The organism is Agarivorans albus, from assembly GCF_019670105.1.
Taxonomy (GTDB): Bacteria; Pseudomonadota; Gammaproteobacteria; order Enterobacterales; family Celerinatantimonadaceae; genus Agarivorans; species Agarivorans albus.
On record NZ_AP023032.1, the window covers coordinates 3,857,412 to 3,880,314 of the forward strand.

The following is a 22,903-nucleotide window of genomic DNA, read 5'->3' on the forward strand; positions in this document are numbered from 1 at the left end:
TAAAGCTTATTGCTCGTCTGCTTCACCCGATTCGAAGTAGGTGCCCCAACCATCGTAAATCACTTTATGTTTGTCAGCGATTTTGGCTAGGGTTTCTATATCTTCTTTAATCCCATCGGCTTCAAGAGAGGCTTCAACAATCACGTCGAAACACCATACTTTTCCGCCATCTTCTAATTCAGCTTCTTCGGCATCACTTACTTCAAAACCTGCTTTAAAAACGTCTACAGCAGCTTTTTCAAGCACTTTAAAGTCTTTACTAGCAATGTGATGCTCAATGGTATATTCGGCGTCAGGATCGCTGCCATCGGCCAACAACTCTTGAATAATCAGATCGGTTTCTTCTTGCCAATCACTGATAATTTGCTGCATGCTCATGCTTGCTCTCCCACCGCGGCTTGATTTAAATCGACTTGTTTTTTATGAACTTCTTGGTAATCGGCGGCTTCGCCACGCGCTTCCATGGTCAGCTCATAGATGCGTTGTTCCATAGTATCGTGCAACTGGCTAATTTCGGCACGTAAATTGTCTTTCCATTGGCTCACATCTAGTGGCTTGCCCACTTCTACAATCACTTTACCGTTATTCCAACGGTTCAGCTTTACTTGGCCGTGAGTAGACGAGCAGCAAATCGGTAACATTGGTACCTTAGCTTGCATGGCAAGATGAAAAGCGCCGGTTTTAAAGGCTTGTAAACCGCGACCGTAGCTACGTGTCCCCTCTGGGAACATCCATACCGAAAGATGGCGTTTATCGATGGCTTCGGCGGCTTGTTTAATCGTATCAGCGGCTTTACTTCGGCGATCACGGTCAATAAGAATGTTACCGGTGATCCAGTAAATTTGGCCAAAAAATGGAATTTTAGCCAAACTCTTTTTGCCTATCGACACCACACCTTTGCGCAAAGCAAAAGGTAAGGTGAACATATCGTAGCTGTTTTGATGGTTGGCGATCCACACTGCTTTATCGGGAATATCGTCGCTTAAATATCTAAGCTCCACTTCAATACCCACAAAGCGACCACATTTTGCGATAAGTACACCAATTTGATGCACTAAGTCGGGATGGCGAGGTCGCGTTAAACAGTACAAAATCACAAACGGAAATGCCGTCAGCATTACCAAGGCAATAAACAAAATTCGAATTACGGCTAACATGGCACCCCCATTAAAACAGCCCGCAGTATACGCGCTGTCATTTAGGTGAACAAGTGTAAGCTGAAAAACTTAATCTAAGCGTCATCTGTTGTTGGCTCGTCATTTTCTAAGGCAGTGGCCTCAATTTCAATGCCATCAACACGTTGCAAACCGCGCGGCAGTTTATTACCACGACGACCTCGCTCGCCACGGTAGTGATCTAAATCGCTTGGTTTTAGGGTAAGTTTGCGCTTACCGGCAAACAAGGTGACCGATGCATCGGCGGGCACCACTTGCAACAGGGTGACGTATTCTTCGCGATTCTTAACCCGCGCCGTTGGAATGCTTATTAGTTTATTCCCTTTACCTTTTGCCAGCTCTGGCAGGCTGGTAAGTGGGAAAACTAACATGCGCCCTTCGTTGGAAATAGCTAAGCAGCTATCGGTATCGTAACTGCGCACTTCAATCGGCGCGAGTACCTTGCTGCCCGCTGGCAGATTTAGGTAAGCCTTACCATTTTTGTTTTTGCTAAGCATGTCGGCATATTTGCCAATAAAGCCATAACCAGCATCCGAGGCAATTAAATAGCGCTGTTCATCATCGGCCATCACCACATGGCTAAACATTTCACCAGGTGCAGGATTAAAGCGCCCAGTTAAAGGCTCGCCCTGACTACGTGCAGACGGCAGAGTATGTGAGTCTAGTGCGTAACTTCGCCCTGCGGTATCAAAGAATACCGCTTGTTGGTTACTTCGCCCACTAGCACTGCCAAGGAAGCTATCGCCCGCTTTGTAGCTTAGGCCTTGCGCATCTACCTCGTGACCTTTAGCAGCTCTTGCCCAGCCTTTTTCCGATAAGACCACGGTAATGGCTTCGTTCGGCATGAGTTCTTTTTCGCTTAAGGCTTTAGCTTCTGAGCGTTCCACTAAAGGTGAACGACGCTCATCACCATAGGTTTCAGCATCGGCTATGAGTTCTTTCTTAAGCAATGTGCTCATGCGACGCTCACTGCCTAATAGCTTTTCAAGCTTATCGCGCTCTTCAGCAAGTTCGGCTTGTTCGCCGCGAATTTTAATTTCTTCAAGTTTGGCAAGTTGGCGTAACTTGATTTCAAGAATCGCTTCCGCTTGTTTATTAGATAAACCAAAGCGTTCCATTAAGGCGGCTTTAGGTTCATCTTCGGTACGAATTATTTCAATCACTTCATCGATATTAAGGAAGGCAATCAACAAGCCATCCAAAATATGTAAGCGTGCCAGCACTTTATCAAGGCGATACTGGAGGCGGCGGCGCACTACATCACGGCGGTAGCGCAACCACTCACTTAATATTTGCACTAAACCTTTCACTTGTGGGCGATTATCTAAGCCCAGCATGTTGAGGTTAACTCGGTAATTACGCTCCAGATCTGTAGAAGCAAACAGGTGATTCATCAGCTGATCAACATCTACTCGGTTTGAGCGCGGAACCACTACGATGCGGGTAGGATTTTCGTGGTCTGATTCATCACGTAAGTCCACCACCATTGGCAGCTTTTTAGCCTGCATTTGCGCGGCGACTTGCTCCAAGACTTTGGCACCAGACACTTGGTGTGGCAATGCCGTAATAACTACTTCACCATCTTCGGTATGAAATACTGCACGCATCTTCACCGAACCACGACCAGTTTCGTAAATTTTACGAATGTCTTTGGCTGGCGTGATAATCTCAGCTTCGGTGGGGTAATCAGGTGCTTGAACGTGCTCTAGTAAGTCTTCAAGTTGCGCTTTTGGGTTATCCAACAAATGCACACAAGCATTAGCGACTTCTTTCACATTATGTGGCGGAATATCGGTAGCCATGCCCACCGCAATGCCGGTAACACCATTTAGTAGAATGTGTGGTAAGCGCGCTGGCAGCGTCTTAGGCTCATTCATTGTGCCATCAAAGTTAGGGATCCAATCACAAGTTCCCTGACCTAACTCGCTCAGCAATACTTCTGAGAACTTAGATAGCTTGGCTTCGGTATAACGCATTGCAGCGAAGGATTTCGGGTCATCTGGAGCACCCCAGTTGCCTTGCCCATCCACCAGAGGGTGGCGATAGGAGAATGGCTGAGCCATTAATACCATGGCTTCGTAACAGGCCGAATCACCGTGTGGGTGATACTTACCCAGTACGTCACCCACGGTACGTGCCGACTTTTTGTATTTCGCATTGGCCGATAAACCTAGCTCCGACATGGCGTAAATAATGCGTCGTTGCACCGGTTTTAAGCCGTCACCAATATGCGGTAAGGCGCGATCCATGATGACGTACATGGAATAGTTTAAATACGCCTGCTCAGTAAAGTTACTCATTGATAGGCGTTCAACGCCTTCTAAACTGAGTTCATTGGCATCACTCATGCTTTAATAACCTTTTATGTTCCTTGCAAAGCTAGCACTGCTGATGCTTTGTCAAATTGCCAGAAATAGCGTGCGCTAGCTGGTTTACCGATGTAATAGCCTTGCGAGTAATCCACTCCCAAGTTGATAAGTTCGTTGTTTAATGCTTCCGACTCTACAAATTCGGCTACTGTTTTATGGCCAAGTTGATTGGCAATATCAACTAGGGCTTGAATAAATACCTTGTCTTCATTCTGATTAAGAATTTCGCGGACAAATGAGCCGTCGATTTTTAGATAATCAAAGGGCAAATGCTTCAGCGAATGGAACGATGAATAGCCGACACCAAAGTCGTCCAGCGCGATGGCGCAGCCTAAAGCTTTAAGACGACGAATATGCTCTTCTGCTTGCTTCATGTTTGGCAGCGCGGCGGTTTCGGTAATTTCGAAGATAATCATATCACCAGCAATATTGCGGCTAACAAACTCGCGAGCAATGCGCGCAATCACCTTTTCGCTACAGAAAGAGCGTGCCGACAAGTTAATTGCAAGTTTATCGGTAAAGCCGTTACGCAGGTTTGTTTCCATTTGTTGCAGGGCTTGCTGTACTACCCATAAATCAATTTTATCAATTTGACCGTTTTTCTCAGCAGCCAAAATAAGCTGATAAGGCGAATGCAATTGCTCATTTTCATCGCGCACTCGCAATAGCACTTCGTAGTGTTCAACCTTGTTGAGCTTGTTATTCATGATTGGCTGATAGTGCAGCTCTAGGCGATCACGCTCAATGGCATTTTGTGCTAAGTCTAACCAGTAATGTTTTTTAGCCAGTTCAGTATCACTGTTTTCTGCTTGGAAGGTAACCACGCAGTTTTTACCTAGCTCTTTTGCTTGGTTGTTACAAATGTCTGCCTTAGCCATTAAATCTTCAAAGCCGTTGCCGTGCTCAGGGAAGGCAACGATGCCCACACAGGCCGACGCGGTATGAATAATGTTATGTCCTGGTACACTCACCTGCGCCAACATGCTAATGATTCGCTGAGCCACCACTTCGGAATAGGCAAGGCTGGTGCCTTCCAAATAGATTGCAAACTCGTCACCACTAATACGCGCCAGTAAAGTATCGTTTGGCAGTAAGCGCTCCAAGCTAGAAGATACTTGGCGCAGCATTTCATCACCCGCGCCGTGACCACTGATGTCATTTACATATTTGAAGTTATCCAGATCCACCATTAGCAAACAGCCGTAGCGCTTCTCTTTAACCATTTGGGTAATGACTCGCTCAAACTTACGGCGGTTAGGTAAATCGGTTAAGTTGTCGTAATTGGCTACCCACTCTAGTTCTTCGGCGCGGCTTTTAAGCTGCTGCTCCAAAGCTTCTAGCTGGTAGGAAAGGCGAATTAAGGTGTGATTAAGCTCGTCAGATTCATCTTGTAAGAAACGCTTGCTGTTGCTTTCTAGGTTTCGACGGAACAGGTTATGTGACGAACGAGCTAATAACGGCAGGTTATCAATGGTGCGGCGGATCCGCCTAAGTGATGGGCTCAATGCAAATACAACAATCGCGCCGGCAAAAAACAACGCGCCAATACCAAACAGTAGGTTGTTGTAGTCCGCACGCTTAAGCTGATTTAGCTGAGTATTAATGTCGTTCACAATGGCGTAGTAAACAGGTTTTTGCTGACTGGTATTATTTACCTTAAAAGCATGCAGCTCGGTAAGGCCCATCTCAGTATTAAACTGCTCCACCCCATGTATTATATTTTCAGCGTTTAAACCTACTAATAAGTCTTGAACCATTTCACGAAAAGCCGACTCTGCGTAAAGTAATTCAAGGCTGTTATCGTCGTTAAGCTCAACTAAAAAGTGATGGCTACCTTGGCTTGCTGGGAAAAGCTCCAGCAATCGTAAGGAATCAATACTGTAGAAAATTCGATAGCTGCCCTGCTCTTCCATTTTATCGAGGTCAGTTGCGATGATAATGCGACAGCTTAAGGGACAATCGAGTATCCATTTTGCTTGCACGTCGTCGGGATCTTTTAGCATCCACTCTAGCGCTTTCTCGCTATGGGCAATGTAACCAAATTCGTATTTTAAACCCTCTAGAGGGTCTACCACTGCAATGCTACGCACTGGTAGTTCGGTATTAGCCCGTAGGTCTTGCCAGAAAGAATCGAATATCGCGGGGAGATTTTCTTGTTGGTAAGAATCAAAACGATAAGACTGGCTTGAGGTTACGCCTTGTAAGCGCGCAAACACATCGCGATAGTATTTTTGCAGTTGGTATTGTTGGTTGTCGATAACTTGCGCGCGGCCAAGCTGAAAAAAGCTTTTTAAGTTGTCATGGTTGAAGCTGATTAAGCCCACCAAGGTCACTAACAAAACACCGCATAACAGCAGCAGTGCTTTACTGGCTAAACCTAATCGCAAATCGCGCATGCTCAATCTGTTCCCTATACCAAGTCTGAGGCCATATCGCCTTTGGTCTCTAGCCACTGTTTACGATCGCCCGAGCGCTTCTTGGCCAACAACATGTCCATTAGCTGCACGGTGGCTTCTTCCTCTTCAACGGTAAGTTGAACTAGGCGACGTGTATTTGGATCCATGGTGGTTTCACGCAGTTGCAAAGGGTTCATTTCACCCAAACCTTTAAAGCGCTGTACATTAACTTTACCGCGTTTTTTCTCGGCCTCAATGCGATCTAGTATGCCTTGCTTCTCATCTTCATCGAGTGCATAGAAAACTTCCTTACCCACATCAATTCGGTACAAAGGCGGCATAGCAACGTAAATATGCCCCTGCTCAACCAATGGTCGGAAGTGCATCATAAACAAGGCGCACAACAGTGTGGCAATGTGTAAGCCATCGGAGTCAGCATCTGCCAAAATACAGATTTTTCCGTAACGTAATCCGCTTAAGTCATTACTGTCTGGGTCAATACCAATAGCAACTGAGATATCGTGAACTTCTTGTGAACCCAATACTTCTGTCGCATCAACTTCCCAAGTGTTTAGGATTTTTCCGCGCAGTGGCATAACAGCCTGAAACTCACGTTCTCGAGCCTGCTTAGCACTACCGCCCGCAGAATCACCCTCCACTAAAAACAGTTCGCCAGTTAACGGATCTTGACTCGTACAATCGGTGAGCTTGCCGGGTAATGCCGGGCCAGAAGTGACCTTTTTACGGGCAATCTTTTTAGTTGAGCGAAGTCGACGCTGGGCATTACTAATGAACACTTCGGCCAATAGCTCTGCTTGATCGGTATGGGTATTCAGCCACAAACTAAAGGCATCTTTAACAATCCCTGACACAAAGGCTGCTGATTGGCGCGAAGATAATCGCTCTTTAGTTTGTCCGGCAAATTGCGGATCTTGCATTTTTACCGACAAGACATAACAACAGCGATCCCATATATCATCAGGCGTTAGTTTTAAGCCTCGCGGTAAGATATTGCGAAACTCGCAGAACTCACGCATGGCATCAAGTAAACCTTGGCGTAAGCCGTTTACATGAGTACCGCCTTGGGCAGTGGGAATAAGGTTTACATAGCTTTCGGTAATGCTTTCGCCACCTTCTGGCAACCAACTTACTGCCCAGTCTACTGCTTCGTCTTTACTCGAAAATGCACCAGTGAAAGGGTCTTCTGGCAGGCTTATGTAATCTTTAAATGATTGGCTTAAGTAATCTTTTAGGCCGTCTTCAAAAAACCACTCGTCGTTTTGTTTGTTAACTTTGTCGACAAACTTAATATTTAAGCCAGGACAGAGTACCGCTTTAGCTCGGAGCAAATGACGTAAACGAGAGACTGAAAATTTCGGGCTATCAAAGTAGCTGGCTGTTGGCCAAAAACGTACACGTGTTCCGGTATTGCGCTTGCCTACCGTACCCGTGACCGTTAATTCTTGAACCTTATCGCCGTTTTCAAAGGCCATTTCAAATAGCTGGCTATCGCGGCGCACTTGAACTTCCACTCTTGAAGACAAGGCATTCACCACGGAAATACCCACACCATGCAAACCACCAGAGAACTGGTAGTTGTCGTTAGTAAACTTACCACCAGCATGTAATCGGGTGAAAATAAGCTCTACTCCGCTTACCTTTTCCTCTGGGTGAACATCGGTAGGCATACCACGTCCATCATCAATAACTTCGATGGACTGGTCTTCAAATAAGGTAACGGTAATAGCACGCGCATGGCCGGCTAAGGCTTCATCGACACTGTTGTCGATAACTTCTTGGGCTAAGTGGTTGGGGCGAGTGGTATCGGTATACATGCCAGGGCGGCGTTTAACCGGGTCTAAACCACTTAATACTTCAATAGAGTCTGAATTATATTGATCAGCCATGATAGAAATTGTTACCTAAGTGCCAAAAAGTCGAGAATGGCAGCACAGTGATTTTCAAATCCTTGAAAACTGTGGTCGCCGCCTTCTTCAATGGTGAAAGTTGCTCCCTTATATTCTGTGACTGCTAAATTAAAGTCCAGCACTTCATCTGCGGTTTGTAGCATCACCCAAAGTCGCTGCTGACAACTTAATTGGCTTACTTCTAATTGCTTTAACTGCTCGATGTGCTGTTGCTCTAATTGATAATGCTGCTGAGTATAAGGGTTTTGTTGCTCGCCTAAATAGTCTTTTAGCAGTTCATAGGGTTTAACTGCTGGATTAACCAGCACCGCTTTAGCTGTAGTTTGCTGAGCCACTCGGGTTGCTAAAAAGCCGCCCAAAGAGCTGCCCACGACACCGAACTTTTTGCCACGGTGTTGATTGAGAATGTCTTCAATCTGCTGCCAAGCATCGTTGGGATAACAAGCAAGTTGCGGGCATACCAGCTGAATTTGAGCTTGATATGGTTCAAGGTATTGGGCCATTGCTTGCGCTTTAGCCGAATTAGGAGAGCTATTAAATCCGTGTAAATACAATAATACTGAAGGTGGCTCCACTCAATAACCTTTCGATTTAGGATCAGGAAGAAAACTGCGCTCAGATAGACGCCGCAAGCGAGTAGCAATGCGTCCTTCAGCTGTTAATTGCAAGTAACGCCAACCAGGTTGCTGATGATCTAAGGCAAAATTAGCCGATAAAGGCAAAAACTGAATACAAGTGCTGGGCGTTGCGATAAAAGCAATGCCGTCGAACTGGAACTCATAGTTTTGATGAACATGGCCAAAGATCACCCCACGAACATTTGGAAAATCAGCAATAACCGCAAAAAACTCATCGGCATTTTTAAGGTTGTGTTGATCTAACCATTTGCTGCCCACGGGAATCGCTTGGTGGTGCATAGCAATCAACACATGTTTGTCGGGATACTCAGCCAAGGCTTCAGCTAGGTTATCTAATTGGCGTTGACTCATTATTCCGTGAGGCTCACCTTCTAGCTGAGTATCCAACATAATGATTTGCCAATGCTCACTCACCAATTGCTTTGCAGCCAGCACTCCGTGCTGCTCAAGTGTCAGCATATTTTCTTGCATGTCATGATTACCCGGTAACCAGACACAAGGGCGTTCTAACTCGGCAATTCGTTCAGCAAAACGTTGATAAGAGCGCTTGGTGTGATCTTGAGATAAGTCACCCGTTGCAAGAATATAATCGAAGGGGATATTGTCACTTTTAATGTTTTCTATGACTGCACTGAAACTGTCGTTGGTATTAACCCCCAACAAGCCAGTTTGCTCATCGGCAAACAAGTGCGTATCGGTAACCTGCAATAAGTGCACACTTCCGTCTGGTGCTGTGTTTATGTTTAATTTATTAAATGCCACAATTTTTTCTTGTAGTTTGCTTAAGCAAACTCAACTTTAATCCGCTGTTTTAAACAAAATACTAACCAGTCATTAAGAAACTGATTTGTTTGATGCTTTTCATCTTGATGATGCATCTTTTTATTCGGGTAATCATACCTTGGTTTAAGCTTATAAATCTGCTGACTAGCACACACTTCCGCCAACCGTGCATCGTGATACAAACGCACCAACAGCTGCGGCTGTAGGTAATTATAGGCTTGAGCACTGGCTTGCCTTATCTCGTAGAGCGCCGTGTAGCGAGTAAGTTCTTTGCTTTCCAGTAAATAATCTTCACCCAATTTGGGGACCAAACGTAAAACTTGTCCCACTTCAAGTGGCCCTGGAAATAAACGCGTCATCAAGCTGTAATTGGCAGCATAAAGCTGCATCAATTCGTCGAGATTGACCCGATAACGGGTGGGGCCAGTATTACTGGGCATCACCATCGCCATCATTTTGCCACTGCTGGCGTACCTTCTGCAAATTCAACTGCAACCACTGAATAGCAATAACCGCTGCTGCATTATCTATAATACCTTGCTGCACCCACTCAAAGGCCTGCTCGCGACTCACCACTTTAACCAATATGTCTTCGTTTTCTTTATCTAGACCATGAACACCGCCCGCTTGGCTGGCATCCACTTCACCTATGTACAAATGAATACGTTCACTTAAGCCACCAGCGCCCGGCAAAAAACTGTTGCAAGAAAATACCCGATTTACGCTTAAGCCCGCCTCTTCTTCGGCTTCGCGCACTGCCACCTCTAAAGGTGGTTGGCCGCTGTCTAGCATGCCGGCAACAATTTCCAGTAACCAAGGGCTAGCGCCAGTTTCAATAGCGCCAATTCTAAACTGCTCCACCAACACCACTTGATCTAGCTTAGGGTCAAATAACAAAATACCGGCAGCGTGACCACGGTCCATCATTTCACGCTGAATCCAGTTACTCCAACCGCCTTGATACAAACGATGGCGCAGAGTATAGCGCTGCATCTTGAAGAAGCCTTGATATACATCTTCTACATCTTTGATTTCCACATCTTGATGAGAGAATTGACTACTATTTTGCAACTTTGTCATATTGACCAAGACTCCTTTTTGTAACGGTTGGTATAAAAATTGTCAGAACTTATTGATCAAACACAAGATTGACCGTAAATTTATGCTTTTTCTTTGTTATCTAGGTCTTACTCTAGAAATAAAGCTGGTATAGACTAGCATTAATTAAACTGTGGTAGTTTTAAACTATTAAGATTTAGTCTACACAAAGTAAATATCTATTCCCGAAATAACCTCGCTAACACAGCGACCAAAGGAAAGGCGTAATGAAGCTGAAAATCAAATCGTTAATATTAGCTTGTGGAATGAGCTCTTTAGCATTCCAAGCCCAAGCTGATGATTTATTGCAAATTTATCAACTCGCTCAAGAAAAAGATCCTGTAATTTTGCAAAGTAAAGCTCAGCGTGACATCGCCTTTGAGCAAATTACCGAATCTCGTGCATCACTGCTTCCACAAATTGGTTTTGGTGCCGGAGCTAAATACACTACTACCAGTAACGACACCATCGACAGCATTACCAACACCAATGCATCGGTTGGCCTTAGCCAGTCGCTTTACTCTAAAACCAACTGGACCAGCTTAAGTATCTCTGAAAAGAATGCGACACGTTCTGAAGCCGTATATGGTAATGACGTACAAAGCCTGATTATTCGTGTAAGTAATGCCTACTTCAATGTACTACGCGCCATGGATAACGTTACTTTTGTTGAAGCTAACAAAACAGCCGTTGGTCGTCAGTTAGAGCAAACTAAACAACGCTTTAACGTTGGTCTTACTGCGATTACCGATGTACACGAAGCCCAAGCTGAATATGACCGTACCCTTGCCCAAGAAATTCAAGCGCGTAACGATCTATCTAACAGCTACGAAGACTTACGAGAGCTAACCGGTTTAGAGCACCGCGAGCTTAACATTCTTAACACCCAGCGTTTTGAGCCAAACCCGCTTGAGCAAGGCTCAGACTTTTGGTTAGCTACTGCGACCGACCGCAACTTAGAGCTAAACGCTCAACGCATTAGTAAAGAGATTGCCCAAGAGCAAATCGAATTAGCGCAAAGTGGCCACTTACCAACCCTAGACCTAACAGCAGGTATTGGTTATGACAATAACCAATACGGTAACGACGCCTATGATTCGCTTCAAGGCGGTAGTTCAAATGCTGGTAATATTGGTCTTGAGTTCAACTGGCCTATCTACTTAGGTGGCAGCATTGATTCACAAGTACGACAAGCGCAGTTTAGCTACATCGCCTCTTCAGAAGCGCTAGAGCAAACCTTCCGCACAGTGCAAAGCACGGTTAACTCGGTAGTGAATAACGTAAGTGCCAGTATTGGTTCGGTTAAAGCCTTTGAACAGACAGTAGTGTCTTCACAAAGTGCACTAGAAGCCACCGAAGCAGGCTTTGAAGTGGGTACTCGTACCATTGTTGACGTACAAGACGCCACACGTAACTTGTACTCTGCAAAAAGTGATTTAGCTAACGCCCGTTATGATTACATTCTTAACATGCTAGCGCTTAAACAAGCAGCCGGTACTTTAACTGAAGAAGACGTAGCCCTGGTTAACTCTGGCTTAATGCCTCCCCAGTAGTATCTTTAGTAAAAATTCCGCAATAAAAAAGGCGCCAATTGGCGCCTTTTTTAAATCAACGACAAAACTAGTCGATTTGATTTTGACGAATAGACTTAATGATTTCTGAAGTTGAACAACCATCTTCGAAATTAAGCACTCGCACTTCTCCGCCATTGGCAATCACTTCTTGCCCACCAGCAATCTCTTCTGGCTTGTAATCGCCGCCTTTCACCAATAAGTCTGGCAATAAGTTGGCAATTAAACGCTGCGGCGTGTCTTCACTAAAATCAACCACCCAATCAACCGCACCTAAACCAGCAAGCACCGCCATACGGCGATCGACACTATTTACTGGACGCCCTTCACCTTTTAGGCGCTTAACAGAATCATCATTGTTTACTGCAACAATTAAACGATCACCCAAAGTGCGTGCGTGATTAAGGTAAGACACATGACCGGCATGCAAAATATCAAAACAACCGTTGGTCATCACCACCGTCTCGCCGCGGCGCTTAGCAGCCTCCAAAGCAAACTTAAGCTGTTGTTCACTTAGTACGCCAAAGCCTGTTTCCTGCGAACCATATACTGCGTTGGCAAGCTCAATGGTAGACACCGTAGACGTACCTAGCTTTCCAACCACAATGCCTGCAGCGGCATTGGCTAAGGCACAAGCATCATCTAAACTCGAGCCAGCCGCTAGTGAGCTGGCTAAAGTAGAAATCACTGTATCGCCTGCACCGGTTACATCGTAAACCTCTTGTGCTAGCGCGGCTAAATGCAACTCTGGTTGGCCCTTACGGATAAGCGTCATACCGTGTTCACTGCGTGTCACCAGTAATGCTTCAAGGTCTAACTGCTCGATTAGTGCTTCGCCTTTGCTAATAATTTCGTCTTCATCTTTACAGTGACCAACCACCGCTTCAAACTCAGAAAAGTTAGGCGTGAGCAAAGTTGCACCGCGATATTTATCAAAGGCACTGCCTTTTGGGTCAACCAATACAGGAACACCGACATCGCGTGCCAGAGCAATTAAATCGCCAACTTGGTTTAATGCGCCTTTGTTGTAGTCAGATAAAATAACCACTTGATGTTGCTTCACTTGTTCAGCAAAACTAGCGCTTAAGTCTTTACTATCTACTTCATGAAAATTTTCTTCAAAATCTAAACGAATTAATTGCTGGTGACGGCTTAGTACCCGTAGCTTGGTAATTGTTGGGTAATCAGCAAACTTAGTAAATTGGCACTCTACACCAACCGCTGCTAACTTGTTTTCTAAGGCTATGCCTGCTTCGTCTTCGCCGCTCATACCTAATAACGTAGAGCCTGCGCCTAAGGCCACGGCGTTTAAGGCTACGTTAGCCGCGCCGCCGGGGCGTTCTTCAATTTGTTCAACTTTAACCACTGGAACCGGGGCTTCAGGCGAGATGCGCCCGGTAGGTCCATGCCAATAGCGGTCTAACATTACATCGCCAACTACTAACACCTTAGCTTGGGCAAACTCAGGGAGGGTTATTCTCATTGTTCACTCTCATCGAAAAATAATTATTAACAGTTTATCATAGTTAAACTTATGGTCTGCGGCATAATCTCTTGATATCCAGTAGACTTTACACATTATTACAGTGACAAAGTAAAATATGGCGAAAATTTCATCACCCAAGCTTAACGCACAATCTTTTCACCCAAAGAACTGGGGGGCCTGGGTATTAATTGGCTTTATGTTCAGTATTAGTTTGCTGCCTTATCGCGTTCAGCATTACTTGGGTTTAGGCATTGGCCGCTTAGGCCGAGCATTGATGAAGTCACGTGTACATATTACCCACCGCAATTTGGAAATTTGTTTTCCAGACAAAAGTGAAGCAGAGCGAGAGCAACTGGTTGAAAGCTGTTTTCGGCATTTAGGGCATTCGGTGGTGGATACCGCCAATGCTTGGTTTTGGCCACAATGGCGCTTTGCAAAACACTTTAAAGTAGAAGGCCTTGAACACCTTAAAAAAGCGCGTGAGCAACAAGGGGGGATTTTATTAGTAAGTGCCCACTTCTGGACCTTAGAAAGCCACGCTCGTGCCTATGGCACTTTGGATCCCGGTGTTGGGATCTACCGGCCTAACAAAAACTCGGTTTATGAGTACTATCAATATCATGGTCGCACTAAGTCTAATAAATACTTAGTAGATCGCACCGATGTGCGCGGCATGATTAAAGCACTGCGCCAAGACAATGCGGTGTGGTATGCACCCGATCATGACTACGGTACCCACGCCGCGGTATTTGTACCGTTTTTTGCTCAAGATAAAGCTGCCACTATTACCGGTACCGCCACCTTAGCGAAAGTGAAAAACGTGCAAGTATTGCCAACCTATGCACTACGTAATGAAGACGGCTCAGGCTTTACTTTGGTGATAGAACCAGCCCTAGATAACTACCCGCAAGGTGATGATGAACAAGATGCCCACACCATCAACCAAGTGGTAGAAAAAGCCATTCTACGCGCGCCCGAGCAATATATGTGGATCCACCGCCGCTTTAAATCTCGCCCAGAAGGTGAAAAAGGCGTTTACTAATAAAAAGGCGCTGACTTTAGCTTAAAAGCAGCGCCTTTTTTAAACCTTGAAACTGTTATTTAGTTCTAAGTGAACAGCTGTTGCCAAGTATCGGTAACTACACTTAAATCTTGCTTAAACTCGGCTTTGTTGGCCAAACGTGGCAAACCTTGCAGACCACAGCGGTGACACTCATCACGAATATCCAAATAGCTTTGGCTTAGCCCCTGCGCTTGTTCAGGCTTTAATAAATCAAGCTCGGCACAGCTTTCAAATATTCTTACGTTGTCAGTCCATTTACTTAACTGAGGGTACTCTTGGGTATGCAGTAATACTAAGTATTGAGCAATGAACTCAATGTCTACCATGCCGCCAGGAGATTGTTTGAGATCCAGAACGTCTTCAGTTTCTCGGCTTAAATGCCCCTGCATTTTACTGCGCATCTCTTGTACTTGTTTGGCTAGCTCTGCAGCGTCGCGTGGCTGAGCTAAAATTTTATGGCGAACTTGGGCGAAACTCTCTGCGAGTTCTGCATCGCCATAAATCACTCTGGCACGCACTAGCGCTTGGTGCTCCCAGGTCCACGCTTCCTTCACTTGGTATTGCTCAAAGGCTTCAATGGCGGAAACCAATAAACCAGAAGCACCGGAAGGACGTAAGCGCATATCTAATTCATACAGTACACCTGAGGCGGTGCGTGTATTAAACAGGTGCATAATTCGCTGTGCCAGCTTTAGATAAAACTGCTTACTGTCGATTTGCTTTGGCCCATTGGTATAGGTGCTACTATCGCTATTATGCAAAAAGACTAAATCTAGATCGGAGCTGTAACCTGTTTCAATACCACCAATTTTGCCGTAACCCACTACCGCAAAACCGCGTTGTTGTTCACCTAAATGCTCTGGGTAACCATGGCGCTCTACCATCTGACTCCAGGCTTGCTCAACCACCGCGTTTACTATTACTTCGGCTACCGCGGTTAAGTGATCGCTCACTTTCATTAGCGGCAATGCACCAGCAATATCGGCCGCTGTAATACGTAGCTGCTGAATTTGTTTGAACTGACGCAGCGCCTCCATTTGCTGTTCCATATCATCGGGTGGAATACGTAACATAAACTCACGGAGCTGCTGGGCGTAGCTGTCTTCACTGGCCGGGTTATACAGAAGCTTAGGATCAAGTAGTTCATCCAAAAGAATAGGAAAGCTCGCCAACTTTTGCGCCAACATGGCGCTGCCTGCGCAAAGCCTTAATAGCTGCTGAAGCGACGCTGGGTTTTCAGCTAACAGCTCTAGATAAGCGGTTCTTGATAGAATCCGCTCAAGCAATACCATTACCCGCGGCAATACCAAACTGGTTTGAGGATGCTCAAACAGCTGCTGCAGTAAACTTGGCATCATCCGCTCTAGGGTTTGCCGACCGCGCTGACCAATTTGGCGCTTCTCTACGGCGTGCATAAAGTGGTACATGGTTTCTACGCGTTTTTTTTGCTCTTCCTCGCTACAAACATGTTTACTCATCAAGCTAGCAAGGGCTTCTCTATCAGCGCCGCAATGCCACAAATCATCGTATTCTTGGCCTGCTTGATGCTCTTCTTGTTCCTCTTCACCAATGGCAGATTGGAAGCAGGCATTCACCTGAGCAAGTCCTTGCTGCAATTGTTGGTAGAAACTCTCCCAATTGTCATGACCCATTACCCAAGCAACGCGCTGCTGGTCACCGCTTGTATCTGGTAGGGTTTGAGTTTGCTGGTCGTCTATTTGCTGCAGAATGTTTTCCACTTGGCGTAAATACAAATAGTGTTCGCGTAGCATCTTGGTTTGAGCTTCATTCAACTCACCGTGCTCACTTAGCTGCGACAAAGCCTGCAGTAGTGAACGGGTTTGTAGCACCGGCTCGCGCCCACCACGAATAAGCTGGAAAGTTTGTACAATAAACTCAATTTCACGAATGCCGCCCGAGCCCAGTTTGATATTGTCGCGCAAGCCTTTACGACGGATTTCGGAGTTAATCATAGCCTTCATCGAGCGCAGTGCTTGAATAGCACTAAAATCGATGTAGCGACGATAAACATAGGGTTTAAGCATGGCTTGAATATCTTGGTCAAAGCGCAAGTCTTGGTTAATCACTCGCGCCTTAACCATGGCGTAGCGCTCCCAATCTCGGCCATGATGCTGATAATAATCTTCAAAGGCCGCGTAACTTACCGCCAAAGGACCAGACTCACCAAATGGTCGCAAGCGCATGTCTACGCGAAATACAAAACCATCTACAGTGGTTTGGTCAATCAGTTGAATAAGCCGCTGCCCCATGCGAATAAAAAACTGCTGATTGGCAATACTACGGCGGCCACCTTGGGTTTCGCCGTTCTCGGGAAAACAAAAAATCAAATCGATATCGGATGAAAAATTTAGCTCTCGCCCGCCCAACTTGCCCATACCAATGACCACTAATGGTTGCGCATTTCCTTCGGCATCACTGGGTGTACCAGACTCACTGCAACAGCGTTTGTATAACCATTGATTAGCACAATCTACGCAGCTATCAGCCACAGCCGACACTTGGGCAAAGCTGTCTGTTACGGCTTGCTTAAGAAGTAAATCACGCCAAGCAATAAGCACCATTTGCAAGCGGCGGAAGTGACGCAGTACCTTTTTGGCACCGTCGTCGGTAATTTGCTCGGCCAACGTGGCACTTAACTGCTCACGCATTTGCTGTTCGTTTAAAGGCTGCTCTAACAATTGCTGTTGCCAAATATCAGAGAGAAGACCTGGCTGGCTAATGCAGCTTCGGGCGATAAAATCACTCAAAGCAAAGGCGGTTTTACTCTGCAACTGTTGTTGGGGATCTAGTTGCTCTAATAAATTTGGCGCTAACTCGATAAGGCGCTCCCAAGATTGCTCAGCAATAGTAGAAAGCTCGCTAGGGACAGGAAGAGTGCTTGGCATGATGAAGAAACCCGAATCCAAAATTTGGCTTAATATCATCATGATTCATGCTTAAGCACAAGCTGGATCGCAGGGAGTGTAAGCCATATCAAACTGGTGATTAGCTGATAGCAAAAAACCAAGCAAAAATTGACTTCATCTGCCATTTTTAAGCACCAATAACCGTTGTTTGATAAAACTGGCGTATAGTAAAATCAGCCGTTCTTATCCTTCGGAATTAATAAATGAAAACGCACATCAATGCCTTCGACTTAGTGATGCTGTTTCTGTCGCTAATAGCCATTGTGATTGTTAGCAGCTTGTTCTTTTACCCTGCAGATTCTCAACTTAAAGCCTTACTGATCAACCTAGATACGCTTATTTGCGTTGTATTTATTGTGCACTTTATTGTGAGCGCCGCTCGCAGCAAATCTCCACTTGCTTATTGCAAACATCATTGGATAGACCTACTCGCGAGTATTCCTATGGTGGAGGCGCTGCGCTTATTACGTTTTTTCCATGCGATAAAACTGATTAAAGCTTTAAGTGAGCAGCGCCACCTGCTGGCTAGCTTAAAACATCGTCGAGTAGAATCCGCCGCGGCAACCGTTTTGTTCTGCTTGCTGGTGATAATCCTGCTGGGTTCTATTGGCATACTGTTGGCCGAGCAAGACCAAGCAGGCAGCCAAATAAGCAGCGCAGGTGAAGCCTTGTGGTGGGCAATAGTGACAATATCTACCGTGGGTTATGGTGATTTTGTGCCGGTTACAGATGCTGGACGCATTATTGCTGGAGTGATGATTTTAACCGGCGTTGGCTTTTTTGGTGCGATATCAGGTTTGATGTCTACTTTTTTACTTCGTGGAAAATCTAATTCAGAGCATCAAATTCAGCAGTTGCTCGTAGAGCAACAAAAAGAACATCAGCAACTAAAACAACAATTGAGCAATATTCAGCAGCAGTTGAGTGAACTACAAAAGAAGTCTCATTGAAGCGCGGTATAATTAACTACCTCGCAGCTTAAGCCAAGCATGGGCTAGCGCTTCGTATGCCGCGGTATCTGCTTTGCCTATATGGCTAAGCCGCGGAATAAAGCTTTGCCAGGTAAAGCCTGCATGCCAGTTTTTCACCTGATAATAAGTAGGTGCTGCAGTAGGATAAAGCCCCTGCATGGCAAATAGGCGCATCGCTCTTGGCATATGAGAAGCTTGAGTGACTAAGGTTAACTGAGTATTCGAGTAAAGCTTGGCAATGTTGGCAGCTTCTTCAGCAGTGTCTTTAAGCTGATAGCTACGAATTAATCGAGACTCAGGCACCCCTAAAGACAAGGCCAATTTGGCAAGCATATCGGCATGCTGTACTCCACTGCCTTCATTATCACCCCCCGATAATAATATCTTCACTTGCGGTTGCTGGCGCCATAAACGAACCGCTTCCACAACTTTAACTGCGCCACAAGGTAGCACCTGACTAGATAACGGCTGGTTTTCATCTTGATAATGCAAACAGCCCAATACCACAATTATTTGCGTATCTGGCGGTAGAGAATGTAAACCGTTGTATTGCTTTTCCCAATGATAAAGAAGTGCGCCACTTACCGGGTATAGGCTTAAACAAAACATCAGCAACAAACTAATTACGGCGCAGCTGCGGGCTAGTAGCTTATGACCGCGCAGTCCAAAAAAGAGGGCTAACAACAACAGCAGCCATAGTGAAGTACTAGGCATAGCCAACACGGTGAGTAGTTTTTTTAAGGCGAAACCGTCCACGACTTACCAATACACCGCTTGTTGCAGCGCTTGCTGGCGAGAAAACTCTAAGGCATCTAGTAAGGATTGCTCTTTACGCTGCACCCACTTTTCAATGGCTTGCTGTAACTCAGCATCCAGCTCTGGCAATAGTTCTCGCATTGGCTTAAACAAACTCAGTTCTTCAATGCCCGATAGAATATCTACCCAAGGCAAGCGGAATTCTTGGCGCAGCTCTTGGTCAAATAACTCACCCACACACATGCCCACCAGCAGGTTACGTCGCAATTTAGTGGCTTGTTTCATATAGGCATTACAATCAAGCTGAGGTTCAGCCAAAGGCGATTGTTGCAAGTAATCCCAACTAGTTTGCAACATTGCTTTGGCTAAATGCTGAATATTCTCTTTCTGTAGAGCTTGGCTGTGCTGCCATTTAGCTTGATAAAGCCAACGGGTTATTTTTAACATCAAACTACAATAGCGGGCGCTATGCATTAGTTGATAAACATCATCAGGTTGCGGCAAATCATGCTGACGCTGTTGCAGGGTTTTCAATAAAGAGCGTTGCTGAGGTAACTTCTTAATCAATGCGCCCCGTTCAGCAGTCAGTTTATTTAAACTGGCAGCTTGGGTTAACCACGCAAACTGTTGGCGCAGCCAACGTAATTCCTTAAGCCAAGCGCATTCTACTAAATCGCGCTCACTAAACATTTTGCAGGCTTGAAACAACATTTGCACCGCTAGAGAGACTTGCTCCAAAGCGGCAAAACTTCGCTGCTCAACAAATAGCTGTTCGTGGTACTGCCAATGTTCGAGTGCACCAGCAAAAATTCGATTTAAGCATTCACTAGTACTATCAGCATCACTAAGTTTAACTGCGCTTAGGGTTTTAACTTGTTGTACATGAGCGGTAGCCAGCATATATCCACGCTGAGCTTTGCTAATGTTTGCTAAGCGTAAACCTTCTATTGAAGCAATGTCGCTGGCGAGTTCGAAAAGCTGGCTAATGTCGCCTTTCACAAACTCCAGCTCAATTTCGCATATGGCTTCGTGCTCGCTTCCTGCGGTAAGCGAACCTTGATCGAAAGCTACTTCAATTAAGGTATCGTTAGGCAAATCAACCAACCAAGTTTGTCTATCAAAGGTGGTAGTAAATAAAGGGCTTAGCTGATTATTAAGACTGGAAAGTTCGGCGCCGGCTGGCCATTCAACTTCTTCAAACAAGGCTAATTGCGGTTGGTTAGATTGAAGCACACAATTGTATTCGGGACGCTGGTGTAAACCGCCTACACTTAAACCATCGGTTTTAATGGTTTGAACATTGTCGCCATCGCCACTGCGAATACGTAAGCCCATGCCCCAACGCATCAGTTGGCGGTCATCAGTATCAAAATAAACACTGGTGAGGGTTTTCACTTCGGTTTGCAGCACACTATACTGATTGAGCCGAGCCAATAACACCGACGCGCATTGAGGTGTAGCTAAGAGCTTGATTTCAATTTCATTGTTCATGGTTTATCCATGTAGGCTGATGCAGCGACCTGCTCCCTCTGTTCAGTTTTCATACAAAACCTTTGATTCAGCTCAAGTAAAAAGCAACAAATTGTAAGATAAATGCTTGCACTTAAGCTCCGCTACGTTACCATGCGCCTCGCAAAAAATATATCCTTTGCATAGCTAATTGGAACAGAGATTATGTCCGGAAATACAATTCTAGGTTTGTTCGCTAAATCGCCGATTAAACCTCTAGAAGAGCATATCAATGTAGTACACGAATGCTGTGAAGGTCTTGTACCTTTTTTTGAAGCAGTACTTAATAAAGATTGGAAAACTGCGGCAAAACGTCGTAGAGACATTTCAAACTTAGAAAAAGAAGCTGATCGCATGAAGCGTGAAATTCGCCTGAATCTACCCGGTGGTATTTTCATGCCAGTTGAACGTTCAGACGTACTCGAGCTGCTTACTCACCAAGATCGAATTGCCAATAAAGCAAAAGACATTTCAGGTCGCATGTTAGGCCGAAAGATGGAGTTACCACCTAAACTTGCTGAAATGTTCATGACTTACTTAGCACGTTGTTTAGATGCAACCGGTAAAGCTAAAGAAGTGATCAACGAACTGGAAGATCTACTAGAAACAGGCTTTAAAGGCCGTGAAGTAGACCTAGTGAAAAAAATGGTACACGAACTCGATATCATCGAAGACGATACCGACGCACAGCAAATCAAAATTCGTCGAAAATTACAAAAGCTAGAGAAGAAACTAGATCCTATCGACGCAATGTTCCTATATTTCATCATTGAAGCTATCGGCGAATTAGCCGACCAAGCGCAGCGCGTTGGTGCTCGCTTAGAACTGATGATCTATCGCTAAACAAAGAAAATACTTAGGTAACTCCAATGGAAATTCTTGCAACTTACGGCACTACGCTGATTATTATTGCGGCCGTTTTTGGCTTTGTTATGGCGTGGGGTATTGGTGCCAACGACGTAGCCAACGCTATGGGTACATCGGTAGGCTCTAACGCTATTACCATTAAACAAGCGATTATTATCGCGATGATCTTTGAATTTGCCGGTGCTTATTTGGCCGGTGGTGCGGTAACCAATACCGTACGTAAAGGCATCATTGATTCTGGTGCGTTTGTTAACACTCCCGAGCTATTAGTATTCGGTATGATTGCCGCGCTGCTTGCTGCTGGTACGTGGCTATTAATTGCCTCTTACAACGGCTGGCCGGTATCAACCACTCACTCTATTATTGGTGCCATTGTTGGTTTCGCCGCAGTAGGTGTAGGCACAGAAGCTGTAGAATGGGCCAAAGTGGGCGGCATTGTAGGTAGCTGGATTATCACTCCGGCGATCTCGGGTGTATTTGCTTACTTAATCTTTGTGAGCGCCCAGAAGCTTATTTTTGAACATGATAACCCACTAGAAGCCGCTAAGCGCTACGTGCCAGGTTACATGTTCTTAGCAGGCTTTATGATGGCGCTAGTAACCATCAAAAAGGGCCTCAAGCACATTGGTTTAGAGCTAAGCAGTGTTGAAGGTTACGTTTGGGCAGTAGCCGTTGGCGTATTGGTTGCTATTGTAGGTAAGGTGATTATTAGCCGCCTAAAAATCGATCCTAAAGCTGACCGTCAAATGCACTACACCAACGTAGAAAAAGTATTTGCAGTACTAATGGTAATTACCGCTTGTTGTATGGCTTTTGCTCACGGTTCAAACGACGTAGCAAATGCTATCGGTCCATTGGCGGCAGTAGTTAGCGTAGTAAACAACAACGGTGAAATTGCCGCTAAAGCCTCACTAGCATGGTGGATTTTACCACTAGGTGGTTTAGGTATTGTGGCCGGTTTAGCCCTGTTTGGTCATCGCGTAATTGCCACTATTGGTAAAGGTATTACCCACCTTACACCTAGCCGTGGTTTTGCTGCTGAACTCGCTGCTGCAACAACAGTAGTAGTAGCCTCGGGTACTGGCTTGCCAATCTCTACCACTCAAACCCTAGTAGGTGCGGTGTTAGGTGTGGGTATGGCACGTGGTATTGCCGCGCTTAACCTCGGTGTAGTACGTAGTATTGTAGTATCTTGGGTAGTAACACTGCCTGCTGGTGCAGCACTATCTATCGTGTTCTACTACATTATGCTGGCTATTTTTAACTAGTATCTCGCTAAACTAGTTAACTTTACTCACATTAACAACGTTGCTGGTTGAGACTAGCAACGTTGTTTCGTACACTAACGGCGAAACTATTCTAAATA

The 22,903-nt window shown here is 45.3% G+C and carries 18 protein-coding genes; 5 read left to right on the top strand and 13 right to left on the bottom strand.

The window, feature by feature from the left end; genetic code table 11:
- Positions 1 to 6: 6 nt before the first annotated feature.
- The 9 genes from rraB to nudF all read right to left on the bottom strand — a co-directional run bounded on the left by rraB (position 7) and on the right by nudF (position 10,369).
- Positions 7 to 378: a ribonuclease E inhibitor RraB gene (rraB, locus tag K5620_RS17490; protein ID WP_016401652.1), complete on the bottom strand. Its 372-nt coding sequence runs from the start codon at positions 376 to 378 to the stop codon at positions 7 to 9.
- Positions 375 to 1,157, bottom strand: coding sequence for a 1-acylglycerol-3-phosphate O-acyltransferase (locus tag K5620_RS17495; protein WP_016401653.1), 783 nt, complete (start codon positions 1,155 to 1,157; stop codon positions 375 to 377). The genes rraB and K5620_RS17495 overlap by 4 nt, the downstream gene beginning before the upstream one ends.
- A gap of 74 nt (positions 1,158 to 1,231) precedes the next feature.
- Positions 1,232 to 3,523, bottom strand: a complete 2,292-nt coding sequence (gene parC, locus K5620_RS17500; protein WP_016401654.1) for a DNA topoisomerase IV subunit A — start codon at positions 3,521 to 3,523, stop codon at positions 1,232 to 1,234.
- Positions 3,524 to 3,537: 14 nt separating this feature from the next.
- Positions 3,538 to 5,940 (bottom strand): putative bifunctional diguanylate cyclase/phosphodiesterase, encoded by a 2,403-nt coding sequence (locus K5620_RS17505; RefSeq protein WP_016401655.1) that lies wholly within the window; start codon positions 5,938 to 5,940, stop codon positions 3,538 to 3,540.
- Between the two features lie 14 nt (positions 5,941 to 5,954).
- Positions 5,955 to 7,847, bottom strand: coding sequence for a DNA topoisomerase IV subunit B (parE, locus tag K5620_RS17510; RefSeq protein WP_016401656.1), 1,893 nt, complete (start codon positions 7,845 to 7,847; stop codon positions 5,955 to 5,957).
- An 11-nt stretch (positions 7,848 to 7,858) separates the two neighbouring features.
- Positions 7,859 to 8,443 carry an esterase YqiA gene (gene yqiA, locus K5620_RS17515; RefSeq protein WP_016401657.1) on the bottom strand — a complete coding sequence of 195 codons (585 nt, stop codon included), beginning with the start codon at positions 8,441 to 8,443 and terminating at the stop codon, positions 7,859 to 7,861.
- Complete coding sequence (gene cpdA, locus K5620_RS17520; protein ID WP_246612298.1) at positions 8,444 to 9,268, bottom strand: 3',5'-cyclic-AMP phosphodiesterase; 825 nt, start codon at positions 9,266 to 9,268, stop codon at positions 8,444 to 8,446. It lies immediately after the preceding gene.
- Between the two features lie 20 nt (positions 9,269 to 9,288).
- Positions 9,289 to 9,729 (bottom strand): DUF1249 domain-containing protein, encoded by a 441-nt coding sequence (locus tag K5620_RS17525; protein ID WP_040307140.1) that lies wholly within the window; start codon positions 9,727 to 9,729, stop codon positions 9,289 to 9,291.
- The gene (gene nudF, locus K5620_RS17530; protein ID WP_016401660.1) at positions 9,719 to 10,369 is read right to left on the bottom strand and encodes an ADP-ribose diphosphatase; all 651 of its coding nucleotides are present in this window, start codon (positions 10,367 to 10,369) and stop codon (positions 9,719 to 9,721) included. Before nudF ends, K5620_RS17525 begins: the two co-directional genes overlap by 11 nt.
- A gap of 245 nt (positions 10,370 to 10,614) precedes the next feature.
- Here nudF and tolC point away from each other — a divergent pair, with 245 nt between their 5' ends.
- A complete protein-coding gene (gene tolC / locus K5620_RS17535; RefSeq protein ID WP_016401661.1) occupies positions 10,615 to 11,940 on the top strand; it encodes an outer membrane channel protein TolC in 1,326 nt (441 codons plus the stop codon).
- Positions 11,941 to 12,007: 67 nt separating this feature from the next.
- Here tolC and hldE read toward each other — a convergent pair whose 3' ends face one another.
- Complete coding sequence (gene hldE / locus K5620_RS17540) at positions 12,008 to 13,441, bottom strand: bifunctional D-glycero-beta-D-manno-heptose-7-phosphate kinase/D-glycero-beta-D-manno-heptose 1-phosphate adenylyltransferase HldE (RefSeq protein WP_016401662.1); 1,434 nt, start codon at positions 13,439 to 13,441, stop codon at positions 12,008 to 12,010.
- Between the two features lie 118 nt (positions 13,442 to 13,559).
- Here hldE and lpxL point away from each other — a divergent pair, with 118 nt between their 5' ends.
- Complete coding sequence (gene lpxL, locus K5620_RS17545) at positions 13,560 to 14,486, top strand: LpxL/LpxP family Kdo(2)-lipid IV(A) lauroyl/palmitoleoyl acyltransferase (protein WP_016401663.1); 927 nt, start codon at positions 13,560 to 13,562, stop codon at positions 14,484 to 14,486.
- 65 nt (positions 14,487 to 14,551) lie between these two features.
- On the opposite strand, the gene glnE is transcribed toward lpxL, so the two are convergent.
- Complete coding sequence (gene glnE / locus K5620_RS17550) at positions 14,552 to 17,455, bottom strand: bifunctional [glutamate--ammonia ligase]-adenylyl-L-tyrosine phosphorylase/[glutamate--ammonia-ligase] adenylyltransferase (RefSeq protein WP_016401664.1); 2,904 nt, start codon at positions 17,453 to 17,455, stop codon at positions 14,552 to 14,554.
- A 182-nt stretch (positions 17,456 to 17,637) separates the two neighbouring features.
- Here glnE and K5620_RS17555 point away from each other — a divergent pair, with 182 nt between their 5' ends.
- Complete coding sequence (locus K5620_RS17555) at positions 17,638 to 18,384, top strand: potassium channel family protein (RefSeq protein WP_016401665.1); 747 nt, start codon at positions 17,638 to 17,640, stop codon at positions 18,382 to 18,384.
- 12 nt (positions 18,385 to 18,396) lie between these two features.
- On the opposite strand, the gene K5620_RS17560 is transcribed toward K5620_RS17555, so the two are convergent.
- Together K5620_RS17560 and K5620_RS17565 are read right to left on the bottom strand one after the other, a co-directional pair.
- Entirely contained in the window at positions 18,397 to 19,161 is a 765-nt protein-coding gene (locus K5620_RS17560; protein ID WP_016401666.1) for a YdcF family protein, read from the bottom strand.
- Positions 19,162 to 19,164: 3 nt separating this feature from the next.
- Positions 19,165 to 20,652: a CYTH and CHAD domain-containing protein gene (locus K5620_RS17565; RefSeq protein WP_016401667.1), complete on the bottom strand. Its 1,488-nt coding sequence runs from the start codon at positions 20,650 to 20,652 to the stop codon at positions 19,165 to 19,167.
- 183 nt (positions 20,653 to 20,835) lie between these two features.
- Between K5620_RS17565 and K5620_RS17570 the strand changes: the two genes are divergently transcribed.
- Positions 20,836 to 21,513: a TIGR00153 family protein gene (locus tag K5620_RS17570; protein ID WP_016401668.1), complete on the top strand. Its 678-nt coding sequence runs from the start codon at positions 20,836 to 20,838 to the stop codon at positions 21,511 to 21,513.
- 26 nt (positions 21,514 to 21,539) lie between these two features.
- Complete coding sequence (locus K5620_RS17575; protein WP_016401669.1) at positions 21,540 to 22,805, top strand: inorganic phosphate transporter; 1,266 nt, start codon at positions 21,540 to 21,542, stop codon at positions 22,803 to 22,805.
- The last annotated feature ends 98 nt before the right edge of the window (positions 22,806 to 22,903 follow it).

What these genes read in the sequence shown, in the direction of transcription:
- K5620_RS17570 (WP_016401668.1), top strand. Translation starts at nt 20,836, where the DNA reads ATGTCCGGAAATACAATTCTAGGTTTGTTCGCTAAATCGCCGATTAAA.
- K5620_RS17495 (WP_016401653.1), bottom strand. Translation starts at nt 1,157, where the DNA reads ATGTTAGCCGTAATTCGAATTTTGTTTATTGCCTTGGTAATGCTGACG.
- rraB (WP_016401652.1), bottom strand. Translation starts at nt 378, where the DNA reads ATGAGCATGCAGCAAATTATCAGTGATTGGCAAGAAGAAACCGATCTG.
- K5620_RS17505 (WP_016401655.1), bottom strand. Translation starts at nt 5,940, where the DNA reads ATGCGCGATTTGCGATTAGGTTTAGCCAGTAAAGCACTGCTGCTGTTA.
- lpxL (WP_016401663.1), top strand. Translation starts at nt 13,560, where the DNA reads ATGGCGAAAATTTCATCACCCAAGCTTAACGCACAATCTTTTCACCCA.
- hldE (WP_016401662.1), bottom strand. Translation starts at nt 13,441, where the DNA reads ATGAGAATAACCCTCCCTGAGTTTGCCCAAGCTAAGGTGTTAGTAGTT.
- K5620_RS17525 (WP_040307140.1), bottom strand. Translation starts at nt 9,729, where the DNA reads ATGCCCAGTAATACTGGCCCCACCCGTTATCGGGTCAATCTCGACGAA.
- tolC (WP_016401661.1), top strand. Translation starts at nt 10,615, where the DNA reads ATGAAGCTGAAAATCAAATCGTTAATATTAGCTTGTGGAATGAGCTCT.
- parC (WP_016401654.1), bottom strand. Translation starts at nt 3,523, where the DNA reads ATGAGTGATGCCAATGAACTCAGTTTAGAAGGCGTTGAACGCCTATCA.
- glnE (WP_016401664.1), bottom strand. Translation starts at nt 17,455, where the DNA reads ATGATGATATTAAGCCAAATTTTGGATTCGGGTTTCTTCATCATGCCA.
- parE (WP_016401656.1), bottom strand. Translation starts at nt 7,847, where the DNA reads ATGGCTGATCAATATAATTCAGACTCTATTGAAGTATTAAGTGGTTTA.
- K5620_RS17555 (WP_016401665.1), top strand. Translation starts at nt 17,638, where the DNA reads ATGAAAACGCACATCAATGCCTTCGACTTAGTGATGCTGTTTCTGTCG.
- K5620_RS17565 (WP_016401667.1), bottom strand. Translation starts at nt 20,652, where the DNA reads ATGAACAATGAAATTGAAATCAAGCTCTTAGCTACACCTCAATGCGCG.
- nudF (WP_016401660.1), bottom strand. Translation starts at nt 10,369, where the DNA reads ATGACAAAGTTGCAAAATAGTAGTCAATTCTCTCATCAAGATGTGGAA.
- K5620_RS17575 (WP_016401669.1), top strand. Translation starts at nt 21,540, where the DNA reads ATGGAAATTCTTGCAACTTACGGCACTACGCTGATTATTATTGCGGCC.